The organism is Streptomyces sp. NPDC050509 (assembly GCF_044457965.1).
Lineage (GTDB): Bacteria > Actinomycetota > Actinomycetes > Streptomycetales > Streptomycetaceae > Streptomyces.
The window spans coordinates 334,552-356,012 of the sequence record NZ_JBITHL010000003.1 but is presented as its reverse complement, the minus strand read 5'-3'; the positions used below and the strand labels follow the sequence as shown (position 1 = coordinate 356,012).

Annotated in this window: 24 protein-coding genes; 7 read left to right on the top strand and 17 right to left on the bottom strand. The window is 73.0% G+C overall.

Annotation, left to right across the window (positions count from 1 at the left end):
- The first annotated feature begins 27 nt into the window (after positions 1–27).
- On the top strand, positions 28–1,326 hold the full coding sequence (locus ACIBJC_RS10785) for an SAM-dependent methyltransferase (protein ID WP_399290380.1): 1,299 nt from the start codon (positions 28–30) through the stop codon (positions 1,324–1,326).
- 71 nt (positions 1,327–1,397) lie between these two features.
- On the opposite strand, the gene ACIBJC_RS10780 is transcribed toward ACIBJC_RS10785, so the two are convergent.
- Together ACIBJC_RS10780 and ACIBJC_RS10775 are read right to left on the bottom strand one after the other, a co-directional pair.
- Positions 1,398–1,775: a hypothetical protein gene (locus ACIBJC_RS10780; protein WP_399290378.1), complete on the bottom strand. Its 378-nt coding sequence runs from the start codon at positions 1,773–1,775 to the stop codon at positions 1,398–1,400.
- Positions 1,776–1,846: 71 nt separating this feature from the next.
- On the bottom strand, positions 1,847–2,491 hold the full coding sequence (locus ACIBJC_RS10775) for a hypothetical protein (RefSeq protein ID WP_399290376.1): 645 nt from the start codon (positions 2,489–2,491) through the stop codon (positions 1,847–1,849).
- Positions 2,492–2,753: 262 nt separating this feature from the next.
- Between ACIBJC_RS10775 and ACIBJC_RS10770 the strand changes: the two genes are divergently transcribed.
- Positions 2,754–3,266, top strand: coding sequence for a DinB family protein (locus tag ACIBJC_RS10770; RefSeq protein ID WP_399290375.1), 513 nt, complete (start codon positions 2,754–2,756; stop codon positions 3,264–3,266).
- Between the two features lie 15 nt (positions 3,267–3,281).
- Here the strand turns inward: ACIBJC_RS10770 and ACIBJC_RS10765 are convergent, their stop codons facing one another.
- Positions 3,282–3,914: a hypothetical protein gene (locus ACIBJC_RS10765; protein ID WP_399290373.1), complete on the bottom strand. Its 633-nt coding sequence runs from the start codon at positions 3,912–3,914 to the stop codon at positions 3,282–3,284.
- A gap of 83 nt (positions 3,915–3,997) precedes the next feature.
- Complete coding sequence (locus ACIBJC_RS10760) at positions 3,998–4,852, bottom strand: helix-turn-helix transcriptional regulator (RefSeq protein ID WP_399290371.1); 855 nt, start codon at positions 4,850–4,852, stop codon at positions 3,998–4,000.
- A 445-nt stretch (positions 4,853–5,297) separates the two neighbouring features.
- On the opposite strand from ACIBJC_RS10760, the gene ACIBJC_RS10755 reads away from it, so the two are divergent.
- Positions 5,298–5,837, top strand: coding sequence for an NUDIX domain-containing protein (locus ACIBJC_RS10755; RefSeq protein WP_399290369.1), 540 nt, complete (start codon positions 5,298–5,300; stop codon positions 5,835–5,837).
- A 178-nt stretch (positions 5,838–6,015) separates the two neighbouring features.
- On the opposite strand, the gene ACIBJC_RS10750 is transcribed toward ACIBJC_RS10755, so the two are convergent.
- Together ACIBJC_RS10750 and ACIBJC_RS10745 are read right to left on the bottom strand one after the other, a co-directional pair.
- Positions 6,016–7,404: an RNA polymerase sigma factor gene (locus ACIBJC_RS10750; protein WP_399290367.1), complete on the bottom strand. Its 1,389-nt coding sequence runs from the start codon at positions 7,402–7,404 to the stop codon at positions 6,016–6,018.
- A gap of 131 nt (positions 7,405–7,535) precedes the next feature.
- Positions 7,536–7,889 carry a YciI family protein gene (locus ACIBJC_RS10745; RefSeq protein WP_399290365.1) on the bottom strand — a complete coding sequence of 118 codons (354 nt, stop codon included), beginning with the start codon at positions 7,887–7,889 and terminating at the stop codon, positions 7,536–7,538.
- A gap of 286 nt (positions 7,890–8,175) precedes the next feature.
- Between ACIBJC_RS10745 and ACIBJC_RS10740 the strand changes: the two genes are divergently transcribed.
- The gene (locus ACIBJC_RS10740) at positions 8,176–9,642 is read left to right on the top strand and encodes a ricin-type beta-trefoil lectin domain protein (protein ID WP_399290363.1); all 1,467 of its coding nucleotides are present in this window, start codon (positions 8,176–8,178) and stop codon (positions 9,640–9,642) included.
- Between the two features lie 39 nt (positions 9,643–9,681).
- On the opposite strand, the gene ACIBJC_RS10735 is transcribed toward ACIBJC_RS10740, so the two are convergent.
- The gene (locus ACIBJC_RS10735; protein WP_399290361.1) at positions 9,682–10,335 is read right to left on the bottom strand and encodes a TetR/AcrR family transcriptional regulator; all 654 of its coding nucleotides are present in this window, start codon (positions 10,333–10,335) and stop codon (positions 9,682–9,684) included.
- A 114-nt stretch (positions 10,336–10,449) separates the two neighbouring features.
- Between ACIBJC_RS10735 and ACIBJC_RS10730 the strand changes: the two genes are divergently transcribed.
- Positions 10,450–11,742, top strand: coding sequence for a cytochrome P450 (locus tag ACIBJC_RS10730; protein ID WP_399290359.1), 1,293 nt, complete (start codon positions 10,450–10,452; stop codon positions 11,740–11,742).
- Between the two features lie 166 nt (positions 11,743–11,908).
- A complete protein-coding gene (locus ACIBJC_RS10725) occupies positions 11,909–12,529 on the top strand; it encodes a Uma2 family endonuclease (RefSeq protein ID WP_399290357.1) in 621 nt (206 codons plus the stop codon).
- A gap of 6 nt (positions 12,530–12,535) precedes the next feature.
- On the opposite strand, the gene ACIBJC_RS10720 is transcribed toward ACIBJC_RS10725, so the two are convergent.
- The 4 genes from ACIBJC_RS10720 to tsaB are packed head-to-tail and all read right to left on the bottom strand — an operon-like array spanning position 12,536 to position 15,155.
- Positions 12,536–12,826 carry a hypothetical protein gene (locus tag ACIBJC_RS10720; RefSeq protein WP_399290355.1) on the bottom strand — a complete coding sequence of 97 codons (291 nt, stop codon included), beginning with the start codon at positions 12,824–12,826 and terminating at the stop codon, positions 12,536–12,538.
- 7 nt (positions 12,827–12,833) lie between these two features.
- Positions 12,834–13,955 carry a tRNA (adenosine(37)-N6)-threonylcarbamoyltransferase complex transferase subunit TsaD gene (gene tsaD / locus ACIBJC_RS10715; RefSeq protein ID WP_399290353.1) on the bottom strand — a complete coding sequence of 374 codons (1,122 nt, stop codon included), beginning with the start codon at positions 13,953–13,955 and terminating at the stop codon, positions 12,834–12,836.
- The gene (gene rimI, locus ACIBJC_RS10710; RefSeq protein ID WP_399291168.1) at positions 13,948–14,445 is read right to left on the bottom strand and encodes a ribosomal protein S18-alanine N-acetyltransferase; all 498 of its coding nucleotides are present in this window, start codon (positions 14,443–14,445) and stop codon (positions 13,948–13,950) included. The genes tsaD and rimI overlap by 8 nt, the downstream gene beginning before the upstream one ends.
- 56 nt (positions 14,446–14,501) lie before the next feature.
- Positions 14,502–15,155 carry a tRNA (adenosine(37)-N6)-threonylcarbamoyltransferase complex dimerization subunit type 1 TsaB gene (gene tsaB, locus ACIBJC_RS10705; protein WP_399290351.1) on the bottom strand — a complete coding sequence of 218 codons (654 nt, stop codon included), beginning with the start codon at positions 15,153–15,155 and terminating at the stop codon, positions 14,502–14,504.
- 103 nt (positions 15,156–15,258) lie between these two features.
- Between tsaB and ACIBJC_RS10700 the strand changes: the two genes are divergently transcribed.
- Positions 15,259–15,819, top strand: coding sequence for a hypothetical protein (locus ACIBJC_RS10700; RefSeq protein ID WP_399290349.1), 561 nt, complete (start codon positions 15,259–15,261; stop codon positions 15,817–15,819).
- Between the two features lie 27 nt (positions 15,820–15,846).
- Here ACIBJC_RS10700 and ACIBJC_RS10695 read toward each other — a convergent pair whose 3' ends face one another.
- The 6 genes from ACIBJC_RS10695 to ACIBJC_RS10670 form a co-directional block, all read right to left on the bottom strand.
- The gene (locus ACIBJC_RS10695; protein ID WP_399290347.1) at positions 15,847–16,080 is read right to left on the bottom strand and encodes a hypothetical protein; all 234 of its coding nucleotides are present in this window, start codon (positions 16,078–16,080) and stop codon (positions 15,847–15,849) included.
- A gap of 240 nt (positions 16,081–16,320) precedes the next feature.
- Positions 16,321–16,941: a tRNA (adenosine(37)-N6)-threonylcarbamoyltransferase complex ATPase subunit type 1 TsaE gene (tsaE, locus tag ACIBJC_RS10690; protein WP_399290345.1), complete on the bottom strand. Its 621-nt coding sequence runs from the start codon at positions 16,939–16,941 to the stop codon at positions 16,321–16,323.
- Positions 16,913–18,118 (bottom strand): alpha/beta fold hydrolase, encoded by a 1,206-nt coding sequence (locus ACIBJC_RS10685; protein WP_399290343.1) that lies wholly within the window; start codon positions 18,116–18,118, stop codon positions 16,913–16,915. The genes tsaE and ACIBJC_RS10685 overlap by 29 nt, the downstream gene beginning before the upstream one ends.
- Positions 18,115–19,353 (bottom strand): alanine racemase, encoded by a 1,239-nt coding sequence (gene alr / locus ACIBJC_RS10680; protein WP_399291165.1) that lies wholly within the window; start codon positions 19,351–19,353, stop codon positions 18,115–18,117. Before alr ends, ACIBJC_RS10685 begins: the two co-directional genes overlap by 4 nt.
- Positions 19,354–19,550: 197 nt before the next feature.
- Complete coding sequence (locus ACIBJC_RS10675; protein ID WP_399290341.1) at positions 19,551–21,020, bottom strand: NAD(P)H-hydrate dehydratase; 1,470 nt, start codon at positions 21,018–21,020, stop codon at positions 19,551–19,553.
- A gap of 49 nt (positions 21,021–21,069) precedes the next feature.
- The gene (locus ACIBJC_RS10670) at positions 21,070–21,438 is read right to left on the bottom strand and encodes a holo-ACP synthase (protein ID WP_384916443.1); all 369 of its coding nucleotides are present in this window, start codon (positions 21,436–21,438) and stop codon (positions 21,070–21,072) included.
- Between the last annotated feature and the right edge of the window lie 23 nt (positions 21,439–21,461).

Below are 21,461 nucleotides of genomic sequence, written 5' to 3'. Positions count from 1 at the left end.
GCACACCAACCCCCCGCCTGGCCCACAATGGACCGGATGACCGACCGTGCCCCCTCCCCCGCCACCGTCTCGCCGCTCGCGCCCCTGCTCTCCCCCGAGGGCCAGGCCCTCCTCGCCGAGCTGCGCGACCACGACCCCGCCGGGGAGCTCGCCCTCGCGACCCGGCTGCGCCGCGACCACCCGGCCGAGCTGGTCTCGGCGGCGCTGGCGCAGGCGCGGCTGCGCCAGCGCGCGGTGGCGAAGTTCGGCGCGGCGGACGCGTACCGCATGTACTTCACGCCCAACGGCGTCGAACAGGCCACGCGCGGCTCCGTCGCCGCCTACCGGGCAGCCAGGTTCCGTACCCTCGCGGCACCGGGGGACGGGGACGACGCGCCCCGGATCACGGACCTCTGCTGCGGCATCGGCGGCGACGCGATCGAGCTGGCGCGGGCGGGCTTCGCCGTCTCCGCCGTCGATCTCGACCCGGTGACCTGCGAGATGGCCCGCACGAACGTGACCACCCTGGCCCCCGGCGGCCCGCCCGTGACCGTGACCCGCGCGGACGTCCTGGAGTACGACCTGGCCTCGGCCGGAACCCTCTTCGTCGACCCGGCACGGCGCGGCGGCCGGGGCAGGATCTTCGACCCGGAGGCGTACTCGCCGCCGCTGTCCTGGGCGGTCGAGGCGGTACGGCGGGTGGGCGCGGGCGCGATCAAGATCGCGCCGGGCATCCCGCACGAGCTGGTCCCGGACGACTTCGAGGCGGAGTGGATCTCGGACGGCGGCGACGTCAAGGAAGCGGTGCTCTGGTACGCGGGCGACCGAGCCCCGACCGCACCCTCCGTCCCCCCGGTCACCCCCGGCACCCGCCGCGCCACCCTCCTCTCCCCCCGCACCACCCCCACCTCCCCCACCACCCTCGCGGGACACGGCCTGCCCGACCCGCCCGTCCGCGCGGTCGGCCGCTTCCTGTACGAACCGGACGGCGCGGTCATCCGCGCGCACCTCGTCGCCGAGGTCGCCGAGGAGCTGGACGGGGGGCTGATCGACGAGACGATCGCGTACGTCACCGCCGACGAGCTACGCCCCACCCCGTACGCCACCGCCTACGAGATCACCGACGAACTCCCCTTCAACCTCAAGAAGCTCAAGGCACTGCTGCGCGCCCGCGAGGTCGGCGTCCTGACGGTGAAGAAGCGCGGCTCGGCAGTGGAACCGGAAGAACTGCGCCGCCGCCTCAAGCTCAAGGGCCCGCACGCCACCACGGTCTTCCTGACCCGCGTGTCCGGCGCCCCGACGATGCTCCTGGGCCACCCGGTTTCCACGTCGCCCCCCTCGCGCTGACGCTCCACGACGTTGCCCCGCGTTGCCGCGTTGCGCTGCGTTGCCCCGCTCGCTGTCTCATCTCGCAGCCGTCAGCCGAGGTCCGTCAGTTCGTCCGCGTAGACCTGGGAGAGCGGCTGGGGGCCGACGTACTGCTGGCAGTTGCACTGTCTGAGTTCGTACCGCAACGGCTTCTTGTTCTCGTCCCACTCCGTCGGGACCTCGACGTCCTCGTGGCACTTGCCCTGGCGGTCGTGCTTGGCCAGGTGGTGTGAGCAGCCGCAGATGGGCTCCGGGAGCTTCTGGGCCTCTTCCAGCGCCTGGCGCTCGGCCTGACGCTCGCCCTCCGCCAGCTTGAAGCGTTCGATTTTTCGTTCGTGCCGGGTCTTGAGCGCGGTCCGGCCCGTGTCGGCCACCCAGCCGAACCCGCCCACGATGAAGAAGACGAAAATCCACCAAAGCCATTCCATCCGCCGCCCCTTACCCCTGAATGGCGCATGCGTTCCCTCTTCAGGATAGGACCGTCGGCGTAGGAACCGCCTCAGCGATGCGAGCCTCCGCCCCTGCGGGCCGGGGCCGGCTGGTGGAACCGCGCTGACCAGCGGCGCTGCGCGAGCGCCTGGGCGAGGCCGAGAATTCCGGTGAGCAGGACCGTGGCCCCGAGCCCGACCTGGTACGTCGTGCCGCTCACCTTCGACGTCCGCTCCGACGCCTCGGCCAGGGCGATGCCCACCAGGCTCACCCCCGCCAGGCAGAGCGCCACCGACGGCAGCAGCCACAGCACCGACCTGCGGTGCGACAGGGACTGCGCCGCGCCCACGGGCGCGGGGTCGAGGTCCGCCCACTCCTCCAGCCGCAGCCGTATGACGCGGCCCTTGTTCAGCCAGAATCCGAGGGCTGTCGCCGCCGGCACCAGCAGGATCGCCGCGAGGATCAGGGCCACGATTCCGCTCACGGGGTCGAAGCCGCCCTCGCCGAAGCTCTGGATGGCCAGCCCGACCGACGCCCACCCCAGCACGGCGACCGCCCCCAGCAGCCACAGCAGCAACAGCCGCGCGATCCCCAGACCGCGTCTGCTCAGCTCCGCCAGGGCCATGGACCGGTCGGCGAGACGTGCCGCGTCGTCGGGCCAGGCGCGCAGTTCCTCGGGCGGCGGGGGTGGCGGCAGGGGGCGGCGGGGGATCATGCGGCAGAGGGTAGCGGGGCGGCGTGGGGGCGCTCCGTCCGGGAGCCGGTTCGGCCGGGGTGCCTTGTGGCCTCGGGCGTCGTGGCGCTCTTAAGTCCGGTGCGGGCCGGGGCGTACGGCGGTAGCGTCGGCCTCTCCGCCTCCGTGAGCCCGTACGTCCGTAAGCCCGTACGGTCCGTAAAATCGCGCGTCCGTAAACCCGCGCGTCCGTGCCTCTGTACGTCCGTACGTTCCTCCGTCCGCGACCACGACAGGATCCGCCATGACCTCCGCCACCGAACGCACCGTCCCGCCCGCCACCGCCGGCGAGCGCGAAATGCTGCGCGGCTATCTCGACTTCCACCGCGCGACCCTCGTCCTGAAGACGGACGGCCTCTCCGACGAGGAGCTGCGCCGCTGTTCGACGCCGCCCTCCACGCTCTCCCTGCTCGGTCTGGTCCGGCACATGGCGGAGGTGGAGCGCGCCTGGTTCCGCCGTGTGATCAACGAGGAGGACATCCCGCTCGTCTGGTCGGCCGAGGGCGACTTCCAGGTGGCGTACGACGCGAGTACGGCCACCCGCGAGGAGGCGTTCGCCGCCTGGCGTACGGAGGTGGAGCACGCCCGCCGGATCGAGACGGCGGCCGAGTCGCTGGACGTCGCGGTCTACGCGCCGCGCGCGGAGAAGGAGGTGTCGCTGCGGATGGTGATGCTGCACCTCATCCACGAGTACGCCCGCCACAACGGCCACGCCGACCTCCTGCGCGAGGCCATCGACGGCTCGGTGGGCATCTGACCGCGCATCAGAGGCTCAGTGGGCCGCCGCCGGTACGACCAGTCGTACCGCCCAGCGGTAGTGCCCCACCGCTCGCGCCACCCCGATCAGCCCGGCGATCCACAGGACGGTGCCCGCGCCCATCGCGTACGCGACCTCCATGTACGTGTCCTCGCCGCGCTCGGCCGTGGCCGGTACGACGAACGCGATCCACAGCCCCGTGGCACCCGCCGCGAACGACGTCAGCAGCCAGCTCAGGCTGCGCCCCGCCATCCGCAGGCGCGCGTCGCCCTCCGGGTCGCTGTCCAGCGCCGCCCACTGGGTCATCAGCCCGCGCATCGCGCGCTCCTTGCGGACCGACAGTCCGAGGAAGACCCCCGCCGTGATCAGCGCGCCCAGCCCGACCGCCAGGACGGGCACGGCGATCATGACGCTGAACGGGTCGTCGCTCCCGTTGGCGATCGCGACCAGCACCTCGCCGACCAGGGCCCATCCGAACTGCACCCCCAGCACCAGCGCCCAGAAGAGCACCAGCGCGGCCGGTCCGAGGCTGCGTCCGCCGAGATACGCGAGTACCCCGGCCCGGTCCGCGAGCAGGGCCGCCCGGTCGGGCCAGGAGCGCAGGTGCGCGGGGGGCGGGGGCGGCGGCAGAGGCGTGCGGCGTGACATGTGCACGAGGCTACCGACCGGGCCGCCGGCGCCCGCGCCCGCGTCGAACCCCGCCGGAATGCCGGAATCCCGGAATCCCGGAATCACTGTCCTTTGCGCCGGAGGAGGTCCCGGATGTACTTCCGCGAGGCGGTCGGAGAGAGGGCCGCCGCGGTGAACTCGTCCCACACGCGCGCGTACACCTGGACGTCGCTCCGCCGCTCCAGCAGCGTTCCGCCGGTGACATGCTCCAACCATGTGACGTCGACGGAGGGTTCGCCCCGGAGCGAGAACAGCGTGAACGGCGTGTACTGCTCGGCGGGGATCACCGCGTCGAGGGGCAGGATCCGGAGGTCGACGGTGCTGCGCCGGCCCATGTCCAGCAGGTGTTCGAGCTGCTCCCCGGCCACCTCCCGCGAGGCGCTGATGCGGTGCAGGACTGCCGCCTCGATGATCGCGCACAGCCGGAAGTCCTGCTGCGGGCCGAGGAGTTCCTGCCGTTTGGTCCGGGTCTCGACGAGCGGGGTGATCTCCTCCGCGGGAAAGCGTGCTTCGAACATCTCCCGCATGTACGCGCCGGTCTGGAGCAGTCCGGGGATCACCGCCGGGTCGTACTCGCGCACCAGGTCGGAGTCCGCCTCCAGCGTGAGGTAATCGCGAAGTGAGTCGTGGAGCGCGGGGCCTTCGCCGTTCCACCAGTCGACTTTGTGAATCTCCTTGGCGAGCCGTTTGATGCTCGCGATGTACGCGGCGTCGTCAATTCCGTAGAACTCCAGCAGGACCGTCAGATCGAGCGGCCTTATGCCTCGTTTGCCGTTCTCGATCTGCGAGATCTTCGGCTGGCCGCACTGGAGCTTGTCGGCGATGTCCTGGACTTTGTATGCCCGTTCGAGACGGAGCCGCTTCAACTCGTTGCCGAGCCGCCGACTGCGCATCGTAGGCATGTCGCTGTGCGTCATGCACCCATCGTGACGTGCCACTTCTCCGCGCAGAGATGTCTTCGGGGTGGATTCACTCGTCAGTATGAAGCGGCAGCGGAATATCTTGCCCGTTCAGAAGAATCGATTTCGCCGCGCACCCGGACGGACTGGGACGTAATCCCCGTGAACTGGTAGAAACATTGGCGTCATGACAAACACGCCGGTGGCCGCCGTGGCCTCCTCGTCACACCGACCGCGGCCCATCTGTCCGTCACCGTCAGTGATTTCGCTACGGCCGTTCCAGCGAAGAGAGCCCGTTCCTCCACGGCGGGGGACGGCCGAGGGCTGATGCTGATCGGGGAGCCGACCGAGGAGCCGGCCGAGCACCGGGGAGGGACCGGGTCCCGGTCCGGGACCCGGATCCGGTCCCGGACCGGGACCCGGTCCAGGACCTGGTCCGAGAGCGCAAGGAGTTGAGCTGACTGTGGCTGTCGAAGAGAGCGCCATCATCAAGGAGTTGAACCACTACCTGCTTGGCCACCCTGACGAGACGTCGGCGACGATGCCCCTGTTCGACGCGTTGCTCGACCACTCCAGGCAGGGCCTGTGCCTGCACCACGGGAGCTGCCCGGTGGTCAGGGCCGGCGCCATCCTGATGGACGAGCAGGGGCGGGCACTCGCCCTGCGGTACGGCGACGCCTGGGGGTTCGCCGAGGGCGCCCCCGACCCCTCGGACCAGTCGCTCAGCCGCACCGCGAGCCGTGTGCTGGAGGAGTTCGCGGGCGTCCAGAACGCCTGGACGGCGCCCGGCGAGGAGGGCCCGATCCTGGTCGACGCCTCGCCCGCCGCGCCCGAGGACGGCCGGCGCACCCGGTACGGCTTCCGCTATCTCTTCCGGGCGCACTCGCGCGTCCTCGTTCCGGCGATGGCCGCGCTGGGCCGGGCGCGCTGGACCTCGCTGGACGAGATCGGGCCGCCGCTGCTCCGTACGCGGCTGAGGGACCGGCTGGCGGTGTCGAGATGAGCCCGACCGCACAGCAAGTGGCGTACGTGGTCGCTGTGTTGGCGCTGGGCGCCTCGCTGGCGCTGGCCATCTGGCGGAGCTGACAGGCGCTACGGGGCTACGGGTCCTACTGAGTTACGGGTCCTACTGGGTTACGGCTCTCCGGCTACAGGGCTACGGGGCTACGGGTCCTGCTTGGCTACGGCTCTTCCCGCGCCCCGGGCCCGAGTTCGGCGGCGCGGCGCCTGAGCAGTTCCCGCTCGCGTTCGTTACGGGTGAGCCCGGCCGCCCGTTCGAACTCGGCCCGCGCCTGGTCCGTACGCCCCAGCCTGGCCAGCAGATCGCCTCGGACGCTGGGGAGCAGGTGGTACGTCTTCAGCGCAGGGTCGTCGGCGAGGGCATCCACCAGCGCGAGCCCGGCCGCCGGGCCCTCGGCCAGGGAGACGGCGACGGCGCGGTTGAGTTCGACCACCGGGGAGGGCGTGAGCGCGGCGAGCCGGCCGTAGAGGACGGCGATCGCGGACCAGTCGGTCTCCTCGTACGTCACCGCGCGGGCGTGGCAGGCGGCGATGGCCGCCTGGAGGGCGTACGGCCCCGGCGCGGCGCCGGTGCGCGCGGCGAGGGAGCCCGCGTGGGTGAGGGCGGCGAAGCCGCGGCGGACGAGGAGCTGGTTCCAGCGGGACCGGTTCTGGTCGGCGAGCAGGACGGGCGCGCCGTCCGGTCCCGTACGGGCGGGCACCCGGGACGCCTGGAGCTCCAGCAGGGCGGCGAGCGCGTGCACCTCGGGCTCGTCGGGCATCAGGCCGGCGAGGACACGGGCGAGGCGCAGGGCGTCCTCGCAGAGGCCGGGGCGTAGCCAGTCGTCGCCCGCGGTGGCCGAGTAACCCTCGTTGAACACCAGGTAGATGACCTCCAGGACGGAGGAGAGCCGCGCCGCGCGCTCCGTGCCGTACGGCACCTCGAAGGGCACGCCCGCCCTGGCGAGGCCGCGCTTGGCGCGCACGATGCGCTGGGCGACGGTCGCCTCGGGGGCGAGGAAGGCGCGGGCGATCTCGGCGGTGGTGAGTCCGCCGAGGAGGCGCAGGGTGAGGGCGATACGGGCCTCGGTGGAGAGGACGGGGTGACAGGCGGTGAAGATGAGGCGGAGGAGGTCGTCGTCGATGTCCTCCCCGGTCCCGGCCCCGCTGCCCCCGATCCCGGCCCCGCTGCTCCCGATCCCGGCCCCGCTGCTCCCGGGGCCGGTACCTGAATCGGGGCCGGGGCCGGTCAGCGCGGCCTCGGGGGTGTCGGGTCCCGGGGCGTCCGCCAGGGCGCGGCCGACCTCGGCGAGCTTGCGGGCGTACGTCTCGCGGCGGCGGACGAGGTCGATCGCCCGGTGCCTGGCGGTGGCCATGAGCCAGGCCCCCGGCCGGTCCGGGACGCCCGACTCCGGCCACTGCTCCAGCGCCGCGACGAGCGCGTCCTGCGCGATCTCCTCGGCGATGCCGATGTCGCGCACGATGCGGGCGACCACCGCGATGATCTTCGCGGACTCGATCCTGAAGACCGCCTCCACCGCACGGTCCGCGCTGTGGTCCGCGTGCTCCACGCCGGCCCGCCCGGCCCGCCCGTCCGGTCTGTCTGCCCCGTCTGCCCTCACGGGCACCCATCAGAGCACACCCACCGGACGGGGGCGCGGCGACCCTCGCGGGAGGGTCTCCGGGAGGCGCTGCCCGCCGGTTACTCGGCGATCTGCCGGACCTCGCAGGTGACGTCGAACTCGTCCTCGTGCACCTCCACGAAGCGCCGCGCCCACTCGATGGCCTCGGCCTTGTCCTTCGCCTGCATGAGCGCGTACCCGCCGATGACCTCCTTGGCCTCGGTGAACGGCCCGTCGGTGACGGTGGTCGTCCCGCCGTGGTGACGGACCCGTACCCCGTCGGAGGTCGGCGTCAGTCCGGCGGTGTCGAGCATGACGCCGGCCTTGGTGATCTCCTCCAGCAGCGCGCCCATGCGCTGCTGGAGCTCGGGGCTGGGGCCGCCGGCGGGTGCGGTGGACTCGTCGATACGGACCAGGGAGAGATAGCGCGGCATGGTGACTCCTCGGATAGGGGGCGGGCTGTTTCCCGCCTCTCACCTCTTACGTCGAACGGGAGACGCCCGGATCGACACACGCCGGGAAATTCTTTCGAAGATCTTTCTGACCTGCCGCGGGCGCGGGCAACTGTGCCCGCGCACAACCGCGGGCGCGGGCAACTGGGGACGCGCGCGACCACGGGCACGGCGCTGCGCCTTCGGGCAAGGCCCGGCGCCCTCCCGGTCGGCAATCGTGCCCCTGAGCCGCTGCTCATCGTGCCCGCCCGCCTCTAGGGTCGGCAGTGTGAGCCTATGGACTTCCCTCGAACCTGCATCGACGACCATGGACGCGGGCGCGACCAGGACCGTGACGCTGCGGTTGCGCAACACCGGTGACGTCGTCGATGAGTACCATTTCGTCCCGGTCGGCGACCTCGCGCCGTACGCCACCGTCGAGCCCGCCACTCTGCGGCTCTACCCCGGCACCACCGGTACCGTCGCCATCACCTTCGCACCGCCGCGCACCCCCGACTCCGCCGCGGGACCGCATCCGTACGGGGTGCAGGTCGTGCCCACGGAGCATCCGGACGCCACGACGGTGGCCGAGGGCAACATCACCATCACCCCCTTCACGGAGCTGCACGCCGAACTCGTGCCGCCGACCGTCAAGGGCCGGTTCCGGGGGCGGCCCAAGCTGGCCGTCGACAACCTCGGCAACGTCAAGCTCACCGCGTCCGTCAGCGGCAGCGACAACGGCGATCAGCTCTCGTACGAGATCCTGCCCGGCAGCGTCCAGATCGAGCCGGGCCGTGCCGCGTTCATCAAGGCGACGCTGAAGCCGCGTCAGATCACCTGGGCGGGCCAGAAGCAGGAGCGGCCCTACACGCTGGACATCCGCAGGTCGGGCGCGGAGCCCACGCCGGTGGACGGGGTGTACGTGCAGCGCGGCGTCCTGCCGTACTGGCTGATGACGGTGCTGAGCCTGCTGCTGGTGCTCACCATCACCGGGCTGATCATGTGGTTCAACTACAGGCCGGCCGTGCGGAGTCTGGCCCAGGACAAGACCGCACCGGTCGCCGCCCAGTCCATCAAGCCCTCCGAACCCGCGGCACCGAAGCTGCCCGAGGCCCCCGCCACGCCGGATACCCCGGCACAGCCGTCGCCGGACGCGGACGACGGGGACGGCGGCGGCGAGAAGGACTCCGGCGGGGGTGAGGAGAAGGAGAAGAAGGACCCGGCGTCGCGTACCCGCGTCCAGATGCGGGACATCCGGACGGACAAGTGCGCCGATATCCTCGGCCGGGAGAAGGGCACCGTGAACGGGGCGGTCCAGCACTCGCTCTGCAACCGCCCGGACGAGGACAACCAGTTGTGGAACCTTGAGGTGCGCTACAAGAACAAGAGCCCCAAGGGGACCAGCCTGTTCCAGATCAGGAACGTCACGGACGAGCTCTGCATGGACCTGGGGGGTTACGAGGCCGTGGAGTCCGGGAAAAACATCGGCGAGTTCCACTGCGACGGCACCACCAGCGACAACCAGCTCTGGTGGCTCGACCGTCAGCCCAACGGCGGCGACACCCTGTCCCACTACTGGATACGCAACGTCGCCAGCGACGACATGTGCCTGAAGCTGAAGCGCTTCGACCCTGCTGTCGACGACTACGGCAAGGACGCGCCGCTCGCGGTCATGAAGTGCACCGAGGGCGACGGCGGGGCCTGGAAGTTCATCACGGAGAAGCGGGCCAAGGAGCTGGCGGAGCAGGCCGGATAAGACCCCGCCACCACCACCCGCGTCGCACGGGACGCGACGTTACGGGCGGGACGCGCCCCCGCCCGTACGGCCGGGGCCGTGCAGCTCGCCCAGCGCCGTCCGCAGCTCATCAGCGGTAAGGGGCCCGCCCGGCAACGGGCGGGCCCCTTCCGCGCGCAGGCCGTCCAGGAAGAGCGCGAGCAGCCGCCGCCAGGATCCGGACGCCGCCCTCTCCGCCGCCGGTACGGCGCGGCCCAGCGCCGCCAGCGCGAACAGCACGTCCTCGACCGACAGGTCCCCGCGTACGGTGCCGTCCTCGCGGCACCGCGTCAGCAGGGCGTCGATCGTCCCGGCGTTGTGGAGGTGCAGCGCCTCCAGCGTGGGGACGCCGGGCATGGCCGTCGTCATCAGGTCCGTGACGCCCCGGTCCGTGGCCAGCCCCTCGAAGGTGCGCTCCAGATAGGCCGTCAGCCCCGCCCACGGGTCCGCCGCCGCCCGGGCGCGCTCCCCCGCCTCGATGGTCGCCGCGAGCCCTTCGCCGAAGACGGCCTCGATCAGCGCGGCCCGGTCGGGGAAGCGCCGGTAGAGCGTGGCGTTGCCGACATCGGCCCTGCGGGCGATCACATCGAGCGGGGCCTCGACGCCCTGCTCGGCGTAGACCGCGCGGGCGGCGGCGATCACCCGCTCCCGGTTGCGCTGCGCGTCCTGTCTCACGGCCGTACCGTACCGTGGGCGCCCCAACCGTGGAGCACTCCCCACTTCCTGTTATCGTCGGACCCAATAAGTGGGGAGACCTCCCCGCTTAAGGTTCGGCCCCGGGAGCCCACCATGCCCACCGACCCCACCGACCCCATCAACTCCGCGGCACCCACCACACCCAGCACACCCACCGGCGACGGGGTACGCGCCGAGGACGCCGGCGCCGAGGACCTCGCCCTGGGCGACTGGCCCGGCTTCACCGCCGACCCGTACCCCCGCTACGCGCGGCTCCGTACCGCCGGCAGCGTCCACCCCGTGAGCCTCCCCCTCGGCGCGCCGCAGTGGCTCGTCACCGACGGCGCCACCTCCCGCACCGCCCTCACCGACACCGCGCGGCTGCGCAACGACATCCGGCACTCCTCCTCCTGGAAGAGCGACGGCGGCCACGCCGTCGGCCGCAACATGCTCCAGGTCGACCCGCCCGACCACACCCGGCTGCGCCGGCTGGTGGCCCGGGAGTTCACCGCGCACCGCGTACGGGCGCTGCGCCCCCGCGTGCAGGAGATCGCCGACGGGCTGCTCGACGCCGTGGAGGGGGACGGCCGCGCCGATCTCGTCGACGCGTACGGCTTCCCGCTGCCGGTCACGGTCATCTGCGAGCTGCTGGGCGTCCCGGCCGCCGACCGGGAGCCGTTCCGGGCCTGGTCGGCGGCGGTCGTCGATCCGACCGCCCCGGACGCCGCGCAGCGGGCCAACCAGGAGATGACGGCGTACTTCCTCAGCCTCATCGAGGAGAAACGCGCGCTCCCGGCCGGGGCCGCGGAGAGCGATCTGCTGCACGCGGTGATCCACTCCACCGACGGGGAGGACGGCGAGGGCCTCGACACGGAAGAGCTGCTCGGCATGGCCTTCGTGCTGCTGGTCGCCGGGCACGAGACCACCGCGCACCTGATCTCCAGCGGCGTCCACCACCTGCTGCGCCACCCCGGCCAGCTCGCCGCGCTGCGCGCCGACTGGACGCTGCTGGACGGCGCGATCGAGGAGACGCTGCGGTACGAGCCGCCCGTACAGGCCACGTCGTACCGGCACACCGCCGAACCCGTCACCCTCGGCGAGACCCGGATCGCCCAGGGCGAGCCCGTCATGTTCTCCATCGCGGCGGCCAACCGGGACCCCGAGCGCTTCCCCGACCCGGACCGCTTCGACATCCACCGCGACCCGGCCGCCACCCGGGGCCACCTCGCCTTCGGCCACGGCATCCACCACTGCCTGGGCGCCCCACTGGCCCGCCTGGAGGGCGCCATCGCCCTGCGCACCCTCCTCGAACGCTTCCCGGCCCTGACCCTGGACGACGAAGCCGCGGCCCCCGACTGGCGCCCCGGCCTGCTGCGCGGCCTGAACCGGCTGCCGGTCCGCTGGTAGCCCGTCCGCTCCTGTCCCTGGCCAGCCGGTCCGCGCGCGCCCGCGCGGGACACCCGTCCGGGGGAATCCCCACGGAACCGCCACGGGCGTGCGCGATCATGCCCGAGCATCCTGCTGGGGCACCCGATGCGGGCGTAGCCTGGCATCAGAGTCAGGGAGGACAGCGATGAGCGCCGACCCCATCACCGAGCCGGTGGCCGAGCCGAGGCAGGACCCCATCGATCTACTGATCGCGATCGAAGAAGCGTCGGAGACGCCTATTCGACCCGAGTACTTCGAGGGGATGGCAGTGGTACCGCCACAGCCGGACGACAATCACAACGACGGCGCAGCAGAGCTTTCCTTCCAACTCCGCACGGCGGGCATCCGTCTGGCGGGCATGGGCAACGGCTACCGCACCGGGCTGAGGGGCGAGCGCACCCGTTCCCTGGCCATCCCGGACTTCTACGTGCAGCACCGCAAGCCGACCGAGATGGACGAGGCATACCGCAGAGCGCACAAGGGCTGGTACCCGATCGAACTGCTCGCCCTGGCGGGCGAGGTCACCTCCAGCAACCACGAGACGGACTCGGGTCCCAAGTACCGCAGTTACGCCGCTTTCGGCATCCCGGTCTATGTCCTCATCCACCGCCAGGACGGCAAGGCGTACGCCTTCTCCTACCCGGTTCCTGGCGACGATCCGGCCACCGCGCACTACGCCACGAAGGTCGAAGTGGAACTGGGTCGTCCGCTGCCGTTGCCCACGCCCTATCCCTCCCTCGACACCTCCGTACTCCTGGAGGACTGAGCCCGCTCAGCCCTCCAGGGGTTCCTCTCCGCTCTCCAGGGGCTCCTCGCCGAGCGCCTCGAACCGCCAGCGGTGGACCGGCCGGGCGATCAGGTCCGGTGCCGGGTCGGGGAGTTCGGGGAGGTCGGTGTCGTACGCGCCGTCCCACCAGGTGATGACCAGGACGCGGTCCCCCGGGGCCCGGAACAGTTCGCGGCGCTGTGGCGCGTACGGCAGTTCGTACGCGCCGGCCCACGCCAGCAGCTCCCCGCCCCGGCCGGACGCGGCCCTGGCCTCCCACATCAGCGCGACCGTCATGTGTGCCTCATGAGTACAGGTTGTCCTTCGCCAGCTCGTGAACGTGGTCGTGATCGTGGCTGTGGCTGTGGTCGTGGTCGTGCGGGGGCGCCGGTACGTGCGGCTCCGTCACCGGCAGCGACGAGTCCGCCGAGAGCGCCCAGTCCGACGCCGGCCGCCCCCGCGCCACCATCTCCGCGCCCAGCGCCGCCACCATCGCCCCGTTGTCCGTGCACAGCCCCGGGCGCGGCACCCGCAGCCGGATGCCCGCGCGCTCGCACCGCTCCTGCGCGAGCGCGCGCAGCCGGGAGTTGGCCGCGACCCCGCCGCCGATCATCAGATGGTCGACGCCCTCGTCCTTGCAGGCGCGGACGGCCTTGCGCGTCAGTACGTCGACCACCGCCTCCTGGAAGGAGGCCGCCACGTCCCGTACGGGCACCTCCTCGCCCGCCGCCCGCTTCGCCTCGATCCAGCGCGCCACGGACGTCTTCAGCCCGGAGAAGGAGAAGTCGTACGGGGCGTCGCGCGGCCCGGTCAGCCCGCGCGGGAACGCTATGGCGGCCGGGTCTCCCTCGCGCGCCAGCCGGTCGATCACCGGGCCGCCGGGGAAGCCGAGGTGCAGCACGCGGGCGATCTTGTCGAACGCCTCGCCCGCCGCGTCGTCGATCGTGGCGCCCATGGGCCGTACGTCGCTGGTGATGTCCGGCGCGAGCAGCAGCGACGAGTGGCCGCCGCTGACCAGCAGCGCCATCGTCGGCTCCGGCAGCGGGCCGTGTTCGAGCTGGTCGACGCAGATGTGCGAGGCCAGGTGGTTGACGCCGTACAGCGGCTTGCCGAGGGCGTACGCGTACGCCTTGGCCGCCGAGACACCGACCAGCAGTGCTCCGGCGAGCCCCGGGCCGGCCGTCACGGCGATCCCGTCGAGGTCGCGGGCGGTGACCCCGGCCTCCTTCAGCGCGCGCTCGATCGTCGGAACCATCGCCTCCAGATGCGCGCGGGAGGCGACCTCGGGGACCACGCCGCCGAAGCGCGCGTGCTCGTCGACGCTCGACGCGATGGCGTCGGCGAGCAGCGTCGTACCGCGCACGATGCCGACGCCTGTCTCGTCGCAGGAGGTCTCGATGCCGAGGACGAGCGGTTCGTCAGCCATGGTTCTCAGTTCCTGCCGTCTCTGTTCCGTCTGCTTCGTCTGCGTCCTGGGCGCGGAAGCGCATGACGAGCGCGTCGACATTGCCCGGCTGGTAGTAGCCGCGGCGGAAGCCGATCGGCTCGAAGCCGAACCGCTCGTACAGCTTCTGCGCCCGCGTGTTGTCGACCCGTACCTCCAGCAGCACCTCCTCGCACTCGAAGGCGGTGGCGTGCTGGAGGAGGTCGGTGAGGAGGCGGGAGCCGAGGCCGGTGCCCCACTGGTCGCGGGCGGCGGCGATGGTCTGTACGTCACCGAGGCCACCGGCGGCGGCCAGCCCGGCGTACCCGACGATCTTCCCGCCGCCCCGGCTCTCGGCGACCACGTAGCGCCGCGTCGCCCGCGGGCCGCGCGCGTGCGCCAGCTCCGACCAGAACATCCCCGGTGACCAGGCGTCCTCGGGGAACAGATCACGTTCGAGCGCGAGCACCGGCTCGATGTCCCACCAGCGCATCTCGCGCAGGACGACGGAGGTGGAGGCGGAGGAGGAGGCAGAATCCGGGGAGGCGGTCACTTCGGGGTGACCACCTTGTAGTTCTTGGGCACCTGCGCGTCGGGCCGCCGCAGGTAGAGCGGCACCGGCGCCAGGAACTCCCCGCCCGCGGCGAGTCTCTCGACGGCCAGCGCGGCGAGCGCCTGGGCCGACTGGTGCTCGGGGGCCCGCGCGTCCGGGAAGACGTCCGGGTAGAGCAGCGCCCCCGCGCCCACCACGGGCAGGTCCGCGACCTGCTCGGCGAGGTCGGCGGGGCGGTCCACCGCGGGCTCGGTCAGCCGCGTACGGGCGTCCGCGTACCGCGCCCAGTAGACCTCCTTGCGGCGTGCGTCCGTGGCCACCACGAACGGCTCCGTCAGTCCGGACGCGTACGCCAGCCCGTCCAGGGTGCAGAGCCCGCGCACCGGGACGCCGAGCGCCGAGCCGAAGGTCAGGGCCGTCACCAGGCCGACCCGCAGCCCGGTGTACGGTCCGGGCCCGACCCCGACGATCACCTCCGTCACGTCGTCGAGTTTCCGGCAGGACCGGGCGAGGACCCGGTCGACGGCGGGCAGCAGCAGCTCCCCGTGGCGGCGGGCGTCGGTCCTGCGCTCGGCGGCCAGGACGGAGGAACCGTCGTGGAGGGCGACGGTGACGGCGGGCGTGGCGGTATCAACGGCGAGCAGAAGCACGCAAACAGCCTACGGCTCCCAGCGCCGGGGCACGGCGCCCTGCCCCGTCACCCCGCTGCTGCTAACGTCACCACGGAGTCATACGTACGAGAGGTGGATCAAGGTGTCCAGGAGCAGCTCGGGAATCGTGGCCGGGCTCACCGCAGCGGCTGTCGCCGTGGTCGGTTTCCTCGCCTTCCAGGCATCGGCGAACGTCCCCGACACCCTCGGGAAGCCCAGGAAAGCGGCCCCCAGCTCCTTGCCCTCCTCCTCCGGCGCCCCCGCGCAGAAGCCGAAGGACCCGATGGCCGTGCCGGCCGACTCGGGCACCGGGGAGCGGGTCGTCTACGCGCTGGCCGACCGGCGGGTGTGGCTGGTGGACGAGAAGGGCCGGTCGACGCGGACGTTCGCGGTCATGCCGAGCACGGTCAGCCCGCCCCCCGGCTCGTACACCGTGACCTCGCGGTCCGGCTCCGTGACCGGCTCGGACGGCGTACGGATCGAGCACGTGGTGCGCTTCACGACCGTCGAGAACGTGGCGATCGGGTTCAGCGCGGCGGTCGACGGCACGCTCACCAGCCCCGACCCGACCCTGAAGACGGGCGGGGTCAGGATGAAGGTGGGGGACGGGAACGCGATGTGGACGTTCGCGACGGTCGGCTCGAAGGTCGAAGTCGTCCCGTAGCCGCCCGGTAACCCCCGTATGCCGGCCTTACGCGGCGTCGCGCTCCCGCGCGGCGCCGCTCTGCTGTTCGCCGCTCTCCCGCAGCAGCTCCAGCCCGGTGTCCTGCCGCGCGTCCGGCTCGGGCGCGCGCGGTGGCGTGGAGACGGCCGCCGCCGCGGCGCAGGACGCCAGCAGGTCTTTCATGGGGACGGACGACGGCGACAGCGACCGCGTCAGATACGACGAGGGCCGCGGACGGGTGTCACGCTCGGGCGCCGGCATGGGTGCCTCCTGGGGCTCCGGGAGCAGGCATGGTTAGGTAGACCTAACCAAATCTCCCTACCATGTGACCACGCACGGCAGGGCACGCGCAACATTTTGCCGACGTCTTGTCGGAATGTACGGAACGACTGACCGAATCACCGTCCACGGGGCCGGTGAGACTCCTACGGGGCTGGTGGACTTCTACCGGGCTGGTGGACTCCTACCGGGCGGTGAGACTCCTACCGGGCCGGTGAGCTCCTACCGGGCCAGCGAGGCCAGGTCCGCGTCCGCCCACCGGGCGCCGAGGCCGGTCAGGGTGACGGTGCGCCGGTCGTCCTCCTCGGCCGGCGCGGGGTCGGTCCCGCCCACCACCCGGTCGATGACCACGTGCAGCCGGTCCTCCGACAGCTCCTCGACCTTGCCGTCGCCCCACTCCACGACCACCACGGAGTCCGGCAGCGAGACATCGAGGTCCAGGTCCTCCATCTCGTCGAGACCGCCGCCGAGCCGGTACGCGTCGACGTGGACCAGCGCGGGACCGCCGGTCAGGGAGGGGTGGACGCGGGCGATCACGAAGGTCGGGGAGGTGACGGCTCCCCGCACCCCGAGGCCTTCACCGAGGCCGCGCGTCAGGGTCGTCTTGCCGGCGCCCAGCTCGCCGGTGAGCATCACCAGGTCGCCGGGGCGGAGCAGCGCGGCGAGGCGCAGGCCCAGCTCCGTCATCCGTTCGGGCGAACCGACGGTGAGGGTGAGGGTGACGGAGGCGTCACGGGCGTCACGGGCGTCACGGGCGTCAGGGGACGCGGGAGTGGCGGGAGCGGCAGGATTGTCGGCAGGGGCGGCGACGTCGTCAGGCGCCGGGCTGTGCGGTGCTTCCATGCGTCCCCACGTTAGACGGTGCGGGCACCGCCCCGACCCGTACCAGCAGGTCGGCCAGCCGGTCCGTGACGACCTCCGGGTGCTCCAGTATCACCAGGTGCCCCGCGTCCGGGACGAGCACCAGCTCCGCGTCGGGCAGCAGATCGCCGATGGCCTCGCTGTGCGAGCTGGGGGTCACCAGGTCGTTCTCCCCCGCCAGCACCAGCGCCGGAACCTCCAGGAAGGCCGGCAGCGCCGTCGCCTTGTCGTGCTCGGTGAAGGCCGGGTAGAACTCCGCGACGACATCGATCGGGGTGGATTCGAGCAGCCGCTCCGCGAACCGCGCGACGGCCGGGTCCACGTCCTTCGAGCTGAACGAGTACCGCTTGATCACCCCGGCGGAGATCTCCGCCGTGGCCCGCCGCCCGCGCTCGACCAGCTCGGCCTGCGAGCCGAGCGCCCGCAGCACGCCGGGGAGCACACTGCGTACGACGTTCACGCCCAGGGTCGGCAGCCCGTAGGTGACCTCGGCGAGCTTTCCGCTCGACGTGCCGATGAACGCGACGCCGACGACCCGGTCCCGTATCAGCTCAGGAAACTGGTCGGCGAGCGCCATCACCGTCATGCCGCCCATGGAGTGCCCGACCAGCACCAGCGGCCCGTCGGGCGCGGCGGCGTCGATGACGGCCTTCAGGTCGCGGCCGAGCTGGTCGATCGTGACCGGTACGGCGTCGGGCCCGAGCTGGGCCGCGCCCCGGGCGGAGCGGCCGTGGCTGCGCTGGTCCCAGTGGACGGTACGGACGAGGCCGCGCAGCGCGGCGCGCTGGAAGTGCCAGACGTCCTGGTTGAGGCAGAAACCGTGGCTGAACACGACGGTGACGGGCGCGGGTGCCTTCCGGCCGAAGAGCCGCCGCCGGCGTGGCCCGGCGGCCCCCTCCGCCCCGGTCTCCTCCCCCGGGGTGGCGTCGTCCACCTCGTAGTACAGCTCCGTACCGTCGTCCGCGAGGGCCCGGCCCGGGGTGCCGCGCAGGGCGCCGTACGGGCCCGCCGCGTCCAGCGCGAGCCGCGCCTTCTTGCGGATGCCGCGTCCGACGGTCATCCTCTCGATCGCCAGACCGGCGGCGGCGCCGGCGGCGATCACGCCTATGGCGGCGCCCGCGATCCCCGTCGCCCTGCGCCAGTTGCCGCTCTCGCTCACGGTGCGCTCCCCGTCGTCGGCCCCGTCGGCCCGGTCCCTGTCGGCCCGGTCCCTGTCGGTTCGGTGGTGGGACCGTCCGGATCAGCATGCCCGCTGTCGTTCAGGTAGACGCGGGGGACGCGGGAACCGATGCGTGTGACGATCTCGTACGCGATGGTGCCCGCGGCCTGTGCCCAGTCCTCCGCGGTCGGCTCGCCCCGGTCGCCCGGGCCGAAGAGGACGGCGGTCGCGCCCGGTTCGGGCGTGTCGCCGCCGAGGTCGACGACGAACTGGTCCATCGCGACCCGCCCGGCGACCGTCCGCCGCACCCCGCCGACCTGCACGGGGCCGCGCCCGGAGGCGTGCCGGGGGATGCCGTCCGCGTAACCCAGCGGGATCAGGCCGAGGGTGGTCTCCTCCGGCGTGACGTAGTGGTGGCCGTAACTGACGCCGTGCCCCTTCGGCACCTGCTTGACCAGCGCCACGGACGCGGAGAGCGTCATGACGGGGCGCAGCCCGAAGTCCTCGGGGGTGCCCAGTTCCGGGCTGGGCGAGATGCCGTACAGGGCGATGCCCGTCCGGACCAGGTCGAAGGACGACTCGGGGACGGTGAGCGCGGCGGCCGAGTTGGCGATGTGCCGCACCTCGGGCTCGACGCCGGCCTTCTCGGCGTACGTCACCACCTCGCGGAAGACCTCCAACTGGGCGGCGATCGACGGGTGTCCCGGCTCGTCGGCGCAGGCGAAGTGCGACCAGAGCCCGGTGACCCGGACCTCGCCGGCGGCCTGCGCGGCGAGGGCGGCGCCGACGAGTTCCGGCCAGTCGGCGGGCGGGCAGCCGTTGCGGCCGAGGCCGGTGTCGGACTTGAGCTGGATCCGCGCGGGCCGCCCGGCCGCGCGCGCGGCGGCGGTCACCTCGCGCAGCGCCCACAGCCCGCTGACGGACATGTCGAGATCGGCCTCGATCCCCTCCCGCCAGGGATCGCCGGGCGTCCACAGCCAGCACATCACCCGTCCGCCGATCCCGGCGGCGCGCAGCGCGAGCGCCTCGTGGGGGGTGGCGGTCCCCAGCCAGGTGGCCCCGGCGGCGCGGGCGGCGCGGGCGACGGGCAGCATGCCGTGTCCGTACGCGTCGGACTTCACGACAGCCATCACGGCGACGCCGTCCCCCACACGGGAGCGCAACGCGCGCACATTGCCCCGCAGGGCGGCGAGATCGACTTCGGCCCGCGCCCGCAGGGTCGCCGAGGTCTGCATGGTTCCGGTCATCGCGCCCAGTGTCTCAGGCCCGGTGCCCCGGTTCGCCGTCCGAGCCGTCCGAACCGTCCGAACCGTCCGAGCCGTCCACGCAGTCCACGCAGTCCACGCCGTGTGATCACGGCGACGACGCCCCCGCGAAGCCGCTCCCGGAGGTCAGATCCGCGAGATCCGCGAGATCCGCGCGTACGGCCCCCTCAGCCCGCGTCCCCCACCACGTTGCGCCACGCCTCCCCCACGCCCGCCGCCACGTCGTCCGCCGCCACCGGCGCGCCGTGCGCGGCCAGGCGGGCCGCCAGGCCGTGCAGGTAGGCCGCTACGGAGGCCGCGTCGCGGGCCGGGAGGCCGGTGGCGAGGAGGGAGCCCGCGAGGCCGGAGAGGACGTCGCCGCTGCCGGCCGTGGCCAGCCAGGCGGTGCCCGTGGGGTTGACGCGGACCGGGGTCCGCGGGTCCGGGGCGGCGACCAGGGTCGTCGAGCCCTTCAGCAGGGCCGTCACGCCGTACCGGGCGGCCAGTTCCCGTACGGCGGCCAGCCGGCCCGCCTCCACCTCGGCGCGGGGGACGGAGAGCAGCGCCGCCGCCTCGCCCGCGTGCGGGGTGAGCAGGGTCTCGGCGGTACGGCGCCCCGCCGCCTCCGCGGTGACATGGCGCAGGCCGTCCGCGTCGACCAGAACCGGGACGTCCGAGGCCAGCACCTCGGCCACCGCCGAGCGCGCCCACGAGCCCTCGCCGAGCCCCGGGCCCACCACCCACGCCTGGACGCGGCCCGCCTCCGACGGCGGGCCCTCGTGGACCAGCGTCTCCGGGAAGCGGGCGAGGACCGCCTCGCTGCCGGGGCCCACGTACCGTACGGCGCCCGCGCCGCCGCGCAGCGCGCCCGACACGGCGAGGACCGCCGCGCCCGGGTAGCGCGCCGAGCCGGCGACGACACCGATGACGCCGCGCCGGTACTTGTCGCTCTCGCCCGTCGGTACGGGCAGCAGCCGCGCCACGTCCGCGTGTTGCAGCGCCTCCAGCTCCGGGACGGACGGCAGGTACGGTCCGAGCCCGATGTCCACGAGCCGCAGGGCGCCCGCGTGTTCCCGCGCCGGGTCGACGAGCAGGCCCGGCTTGTACGTACCGAAGGTGACCGTCGCGTCCGCGCGCACCGCCCGGTCCGCCGCCTCGACCTCCCCGCTGTCCGCCTCGACGCCGCTCGGCAGGTCGACGGCGACGATCACCGCGCCCGCGCCCCGGGCCGCCCGTACCACCGGCACCGCGTCGGGCCGCAGCCCGCCGTGGCCGCCGATGCCGGTGATGCCGTCCAGCACCAGGTCGGCGGCGGCCAGCACCTCATACGGGTCGTCCGCGACCCGGCCGCCCGCGCCGAGCAGCGCCGCCAGCCCGCCCGCGTGCGCGCGGTCGGGGGCGAGGAGCACCGCCGTGACCCCGGCGCCCCTGCGGGCCAGCCGCGCCCCGGCGTACAGGGCGTCCCCGCCGTTGTCGCCGCTGCCGACGAGCAGGACGACGCGCGCCCCGTACACCCGGCCGAGCAGGTCCTTCAGCAGCCCGGCGCAGGCGGCGGCGAGACCGGCGGCGGCGCGCTGCATCAGCGTGCCCTCCGGCAGCCGCGCCATCAGCTCGCGCTCGGCGTTCCTCACGGTCTCCACGCTGTAGGCGGTACGCATCAGCCCTGCCCTCTCTCGACCTCTCGACCCCCGTTCGCCTGCCTGCCCGTCAACCCTCCGCGATGACCACGGCGGACGCCACCCCCGCGTCGTGGCTGAGCGAGACGTGCCAGCTCCGTACGCCCAACTCGGCGGCGCGCGCGGCCACCGTCCCGGTCACCCGCAGCCGTGGCCGCCCGGTCTCCTCCACGTACACCTCGGCGTCCGTCCAGTGCAGCCCGCCGGGCGCGCCGAGCGCCTTCGCCAGGGCCTCCTTCGCGGCGAACCGCGCCGCCAGGGAGGCCGTACCGCGCCGCTCGCCGCTGGGGAGCAGCAACTCGCTCGCCAGGAAGAGCCGGTCGGCCAGTTGTGGGGTGCGCCGCAGCGACTCCCCGAACCGGTCGATCTCCGCGACGTCGATCCCCACCCCGATGATCACTCCGCTGTCTCCCCTCACTCGAT

Excerpts from the sequence above, each read along its gene's own strand:
- ACIBJC_RS10785 (WP_399290380.1), top strand. The coding sequence starts at position 28 with ATGGACCGGATGACCGACCGTGCCCCCTCCCCCGCCACCGTCTCGCCG.
- ACIBJC_RS10780 (WP_399290378.1), bottom strand. The coding sequence starts at position 1,775 with ATGGAATGGCTTTGGTGGATTTTCGTCTTCTTCATCGTGGGCGGGTTC.
- ACIBJC_RS10775 (WP_399290376.1), bottom strand. The coding sequence starts at position 2,491 with ATGATCCCCCGCCGCCCCCTGCCGCCACCCCCGCCGCCCGAGGAACTG.
- ACIBJC_RS10770 (WP_399290375.1), top strand. The coding sequence starts at position 2,754 with ATGACCTCCGCCACCGAACGCACCGTCCCGCCCGCCACCGCCGGCGAG.
- ACIBJC_RS10765 (WP_399290373.1), bottom strand. The coding sequence starts at position 3,914 with ATGTCACGCCGCACGCCTCTGCCGCCGCCCCCGCCCCCCGCGCACCTG.
- ACIBJC_RS10760 (WP_399290371.1), bottom strand. The coding sequence starts at position 4,852 with ATGACGCACAGCGACATGCCTACGATGCGCAGTCGGCGGCTCGGCAAC.
- ACIBJC_RS10745 (WP_399290365.1), bottom strand. The coding sequence starts at position 7,889 with ATGCCGCGCTATCTCTCCCTGGTCCGTATCGACGAGTCCACCGCACCC.
- ACIBJC_RS10730 (WP_399290359.1), top strand. The coding sequence starts at position 10,450 with ATGCCCACCGACCCCACCGACCCCATCAACTCCGCGGCACCCACCACA.
- ACIBJC_RS10725 (WP_399290357.1), top strand. The coding sequence starts at position 11,909 with ATGAGCGCCGACCCCATCACCGAGCCGGTGGCCGAGCCGAGGCAGGAC.
- ACIBJC_RS10720 (WP_399290355.1), bottom strand. The coding sequence starts at position 12,826 with ATGACGGTCGCGCTGATGTGGGAGGCCAGGGCCGCGTCCGGCCGGGGC.
- tsaD (WP_399290353.1), bottom strand. The coding sequence starts at position 13,955 with ATGGCTGACGAACCGCTCGTCCTCGGCATCGAGACCTCCTGCGACGAG.
- rimI (WP_399291168.1), bottom strand. The coding sequence starts at position 14,445 with ATGCGCTGGTGGGACATCGAGCCGGTGCTCGCGCTCGAACGTGATCTG.
- ACIBJC_RS10695 (WP_399290347.1), bottom strand. The coding sequence starts at position 16,080 with ATGCCGGCGCCCGAGCGTGACACCCGTCCGCGGCCCTCGTCGTATCTG.
- tsaE (WP_399290345.1), bottom strand. The coding sequence starts at position 16,941 with ATGGAAGCACCGCACAGCCCGGCGCCTGACGACGTCGCCGCCCCTGCC.
- alr (WP_399291165.1), bottom strand. The coding sequence starts at position 19,353 with ATGCAGACCTCGGCGACCCTGCGGGCGCGGGCCGAAGTCGATCTCGCC.
- ACIBJC_RS10675 (WP_399290341.1), bottom strand. The coding sequence starts at position 21,020 with ATGCGTACCGCCTACAGCGTGGAGACCGTGAGGAACGCCGAGCGCGAG.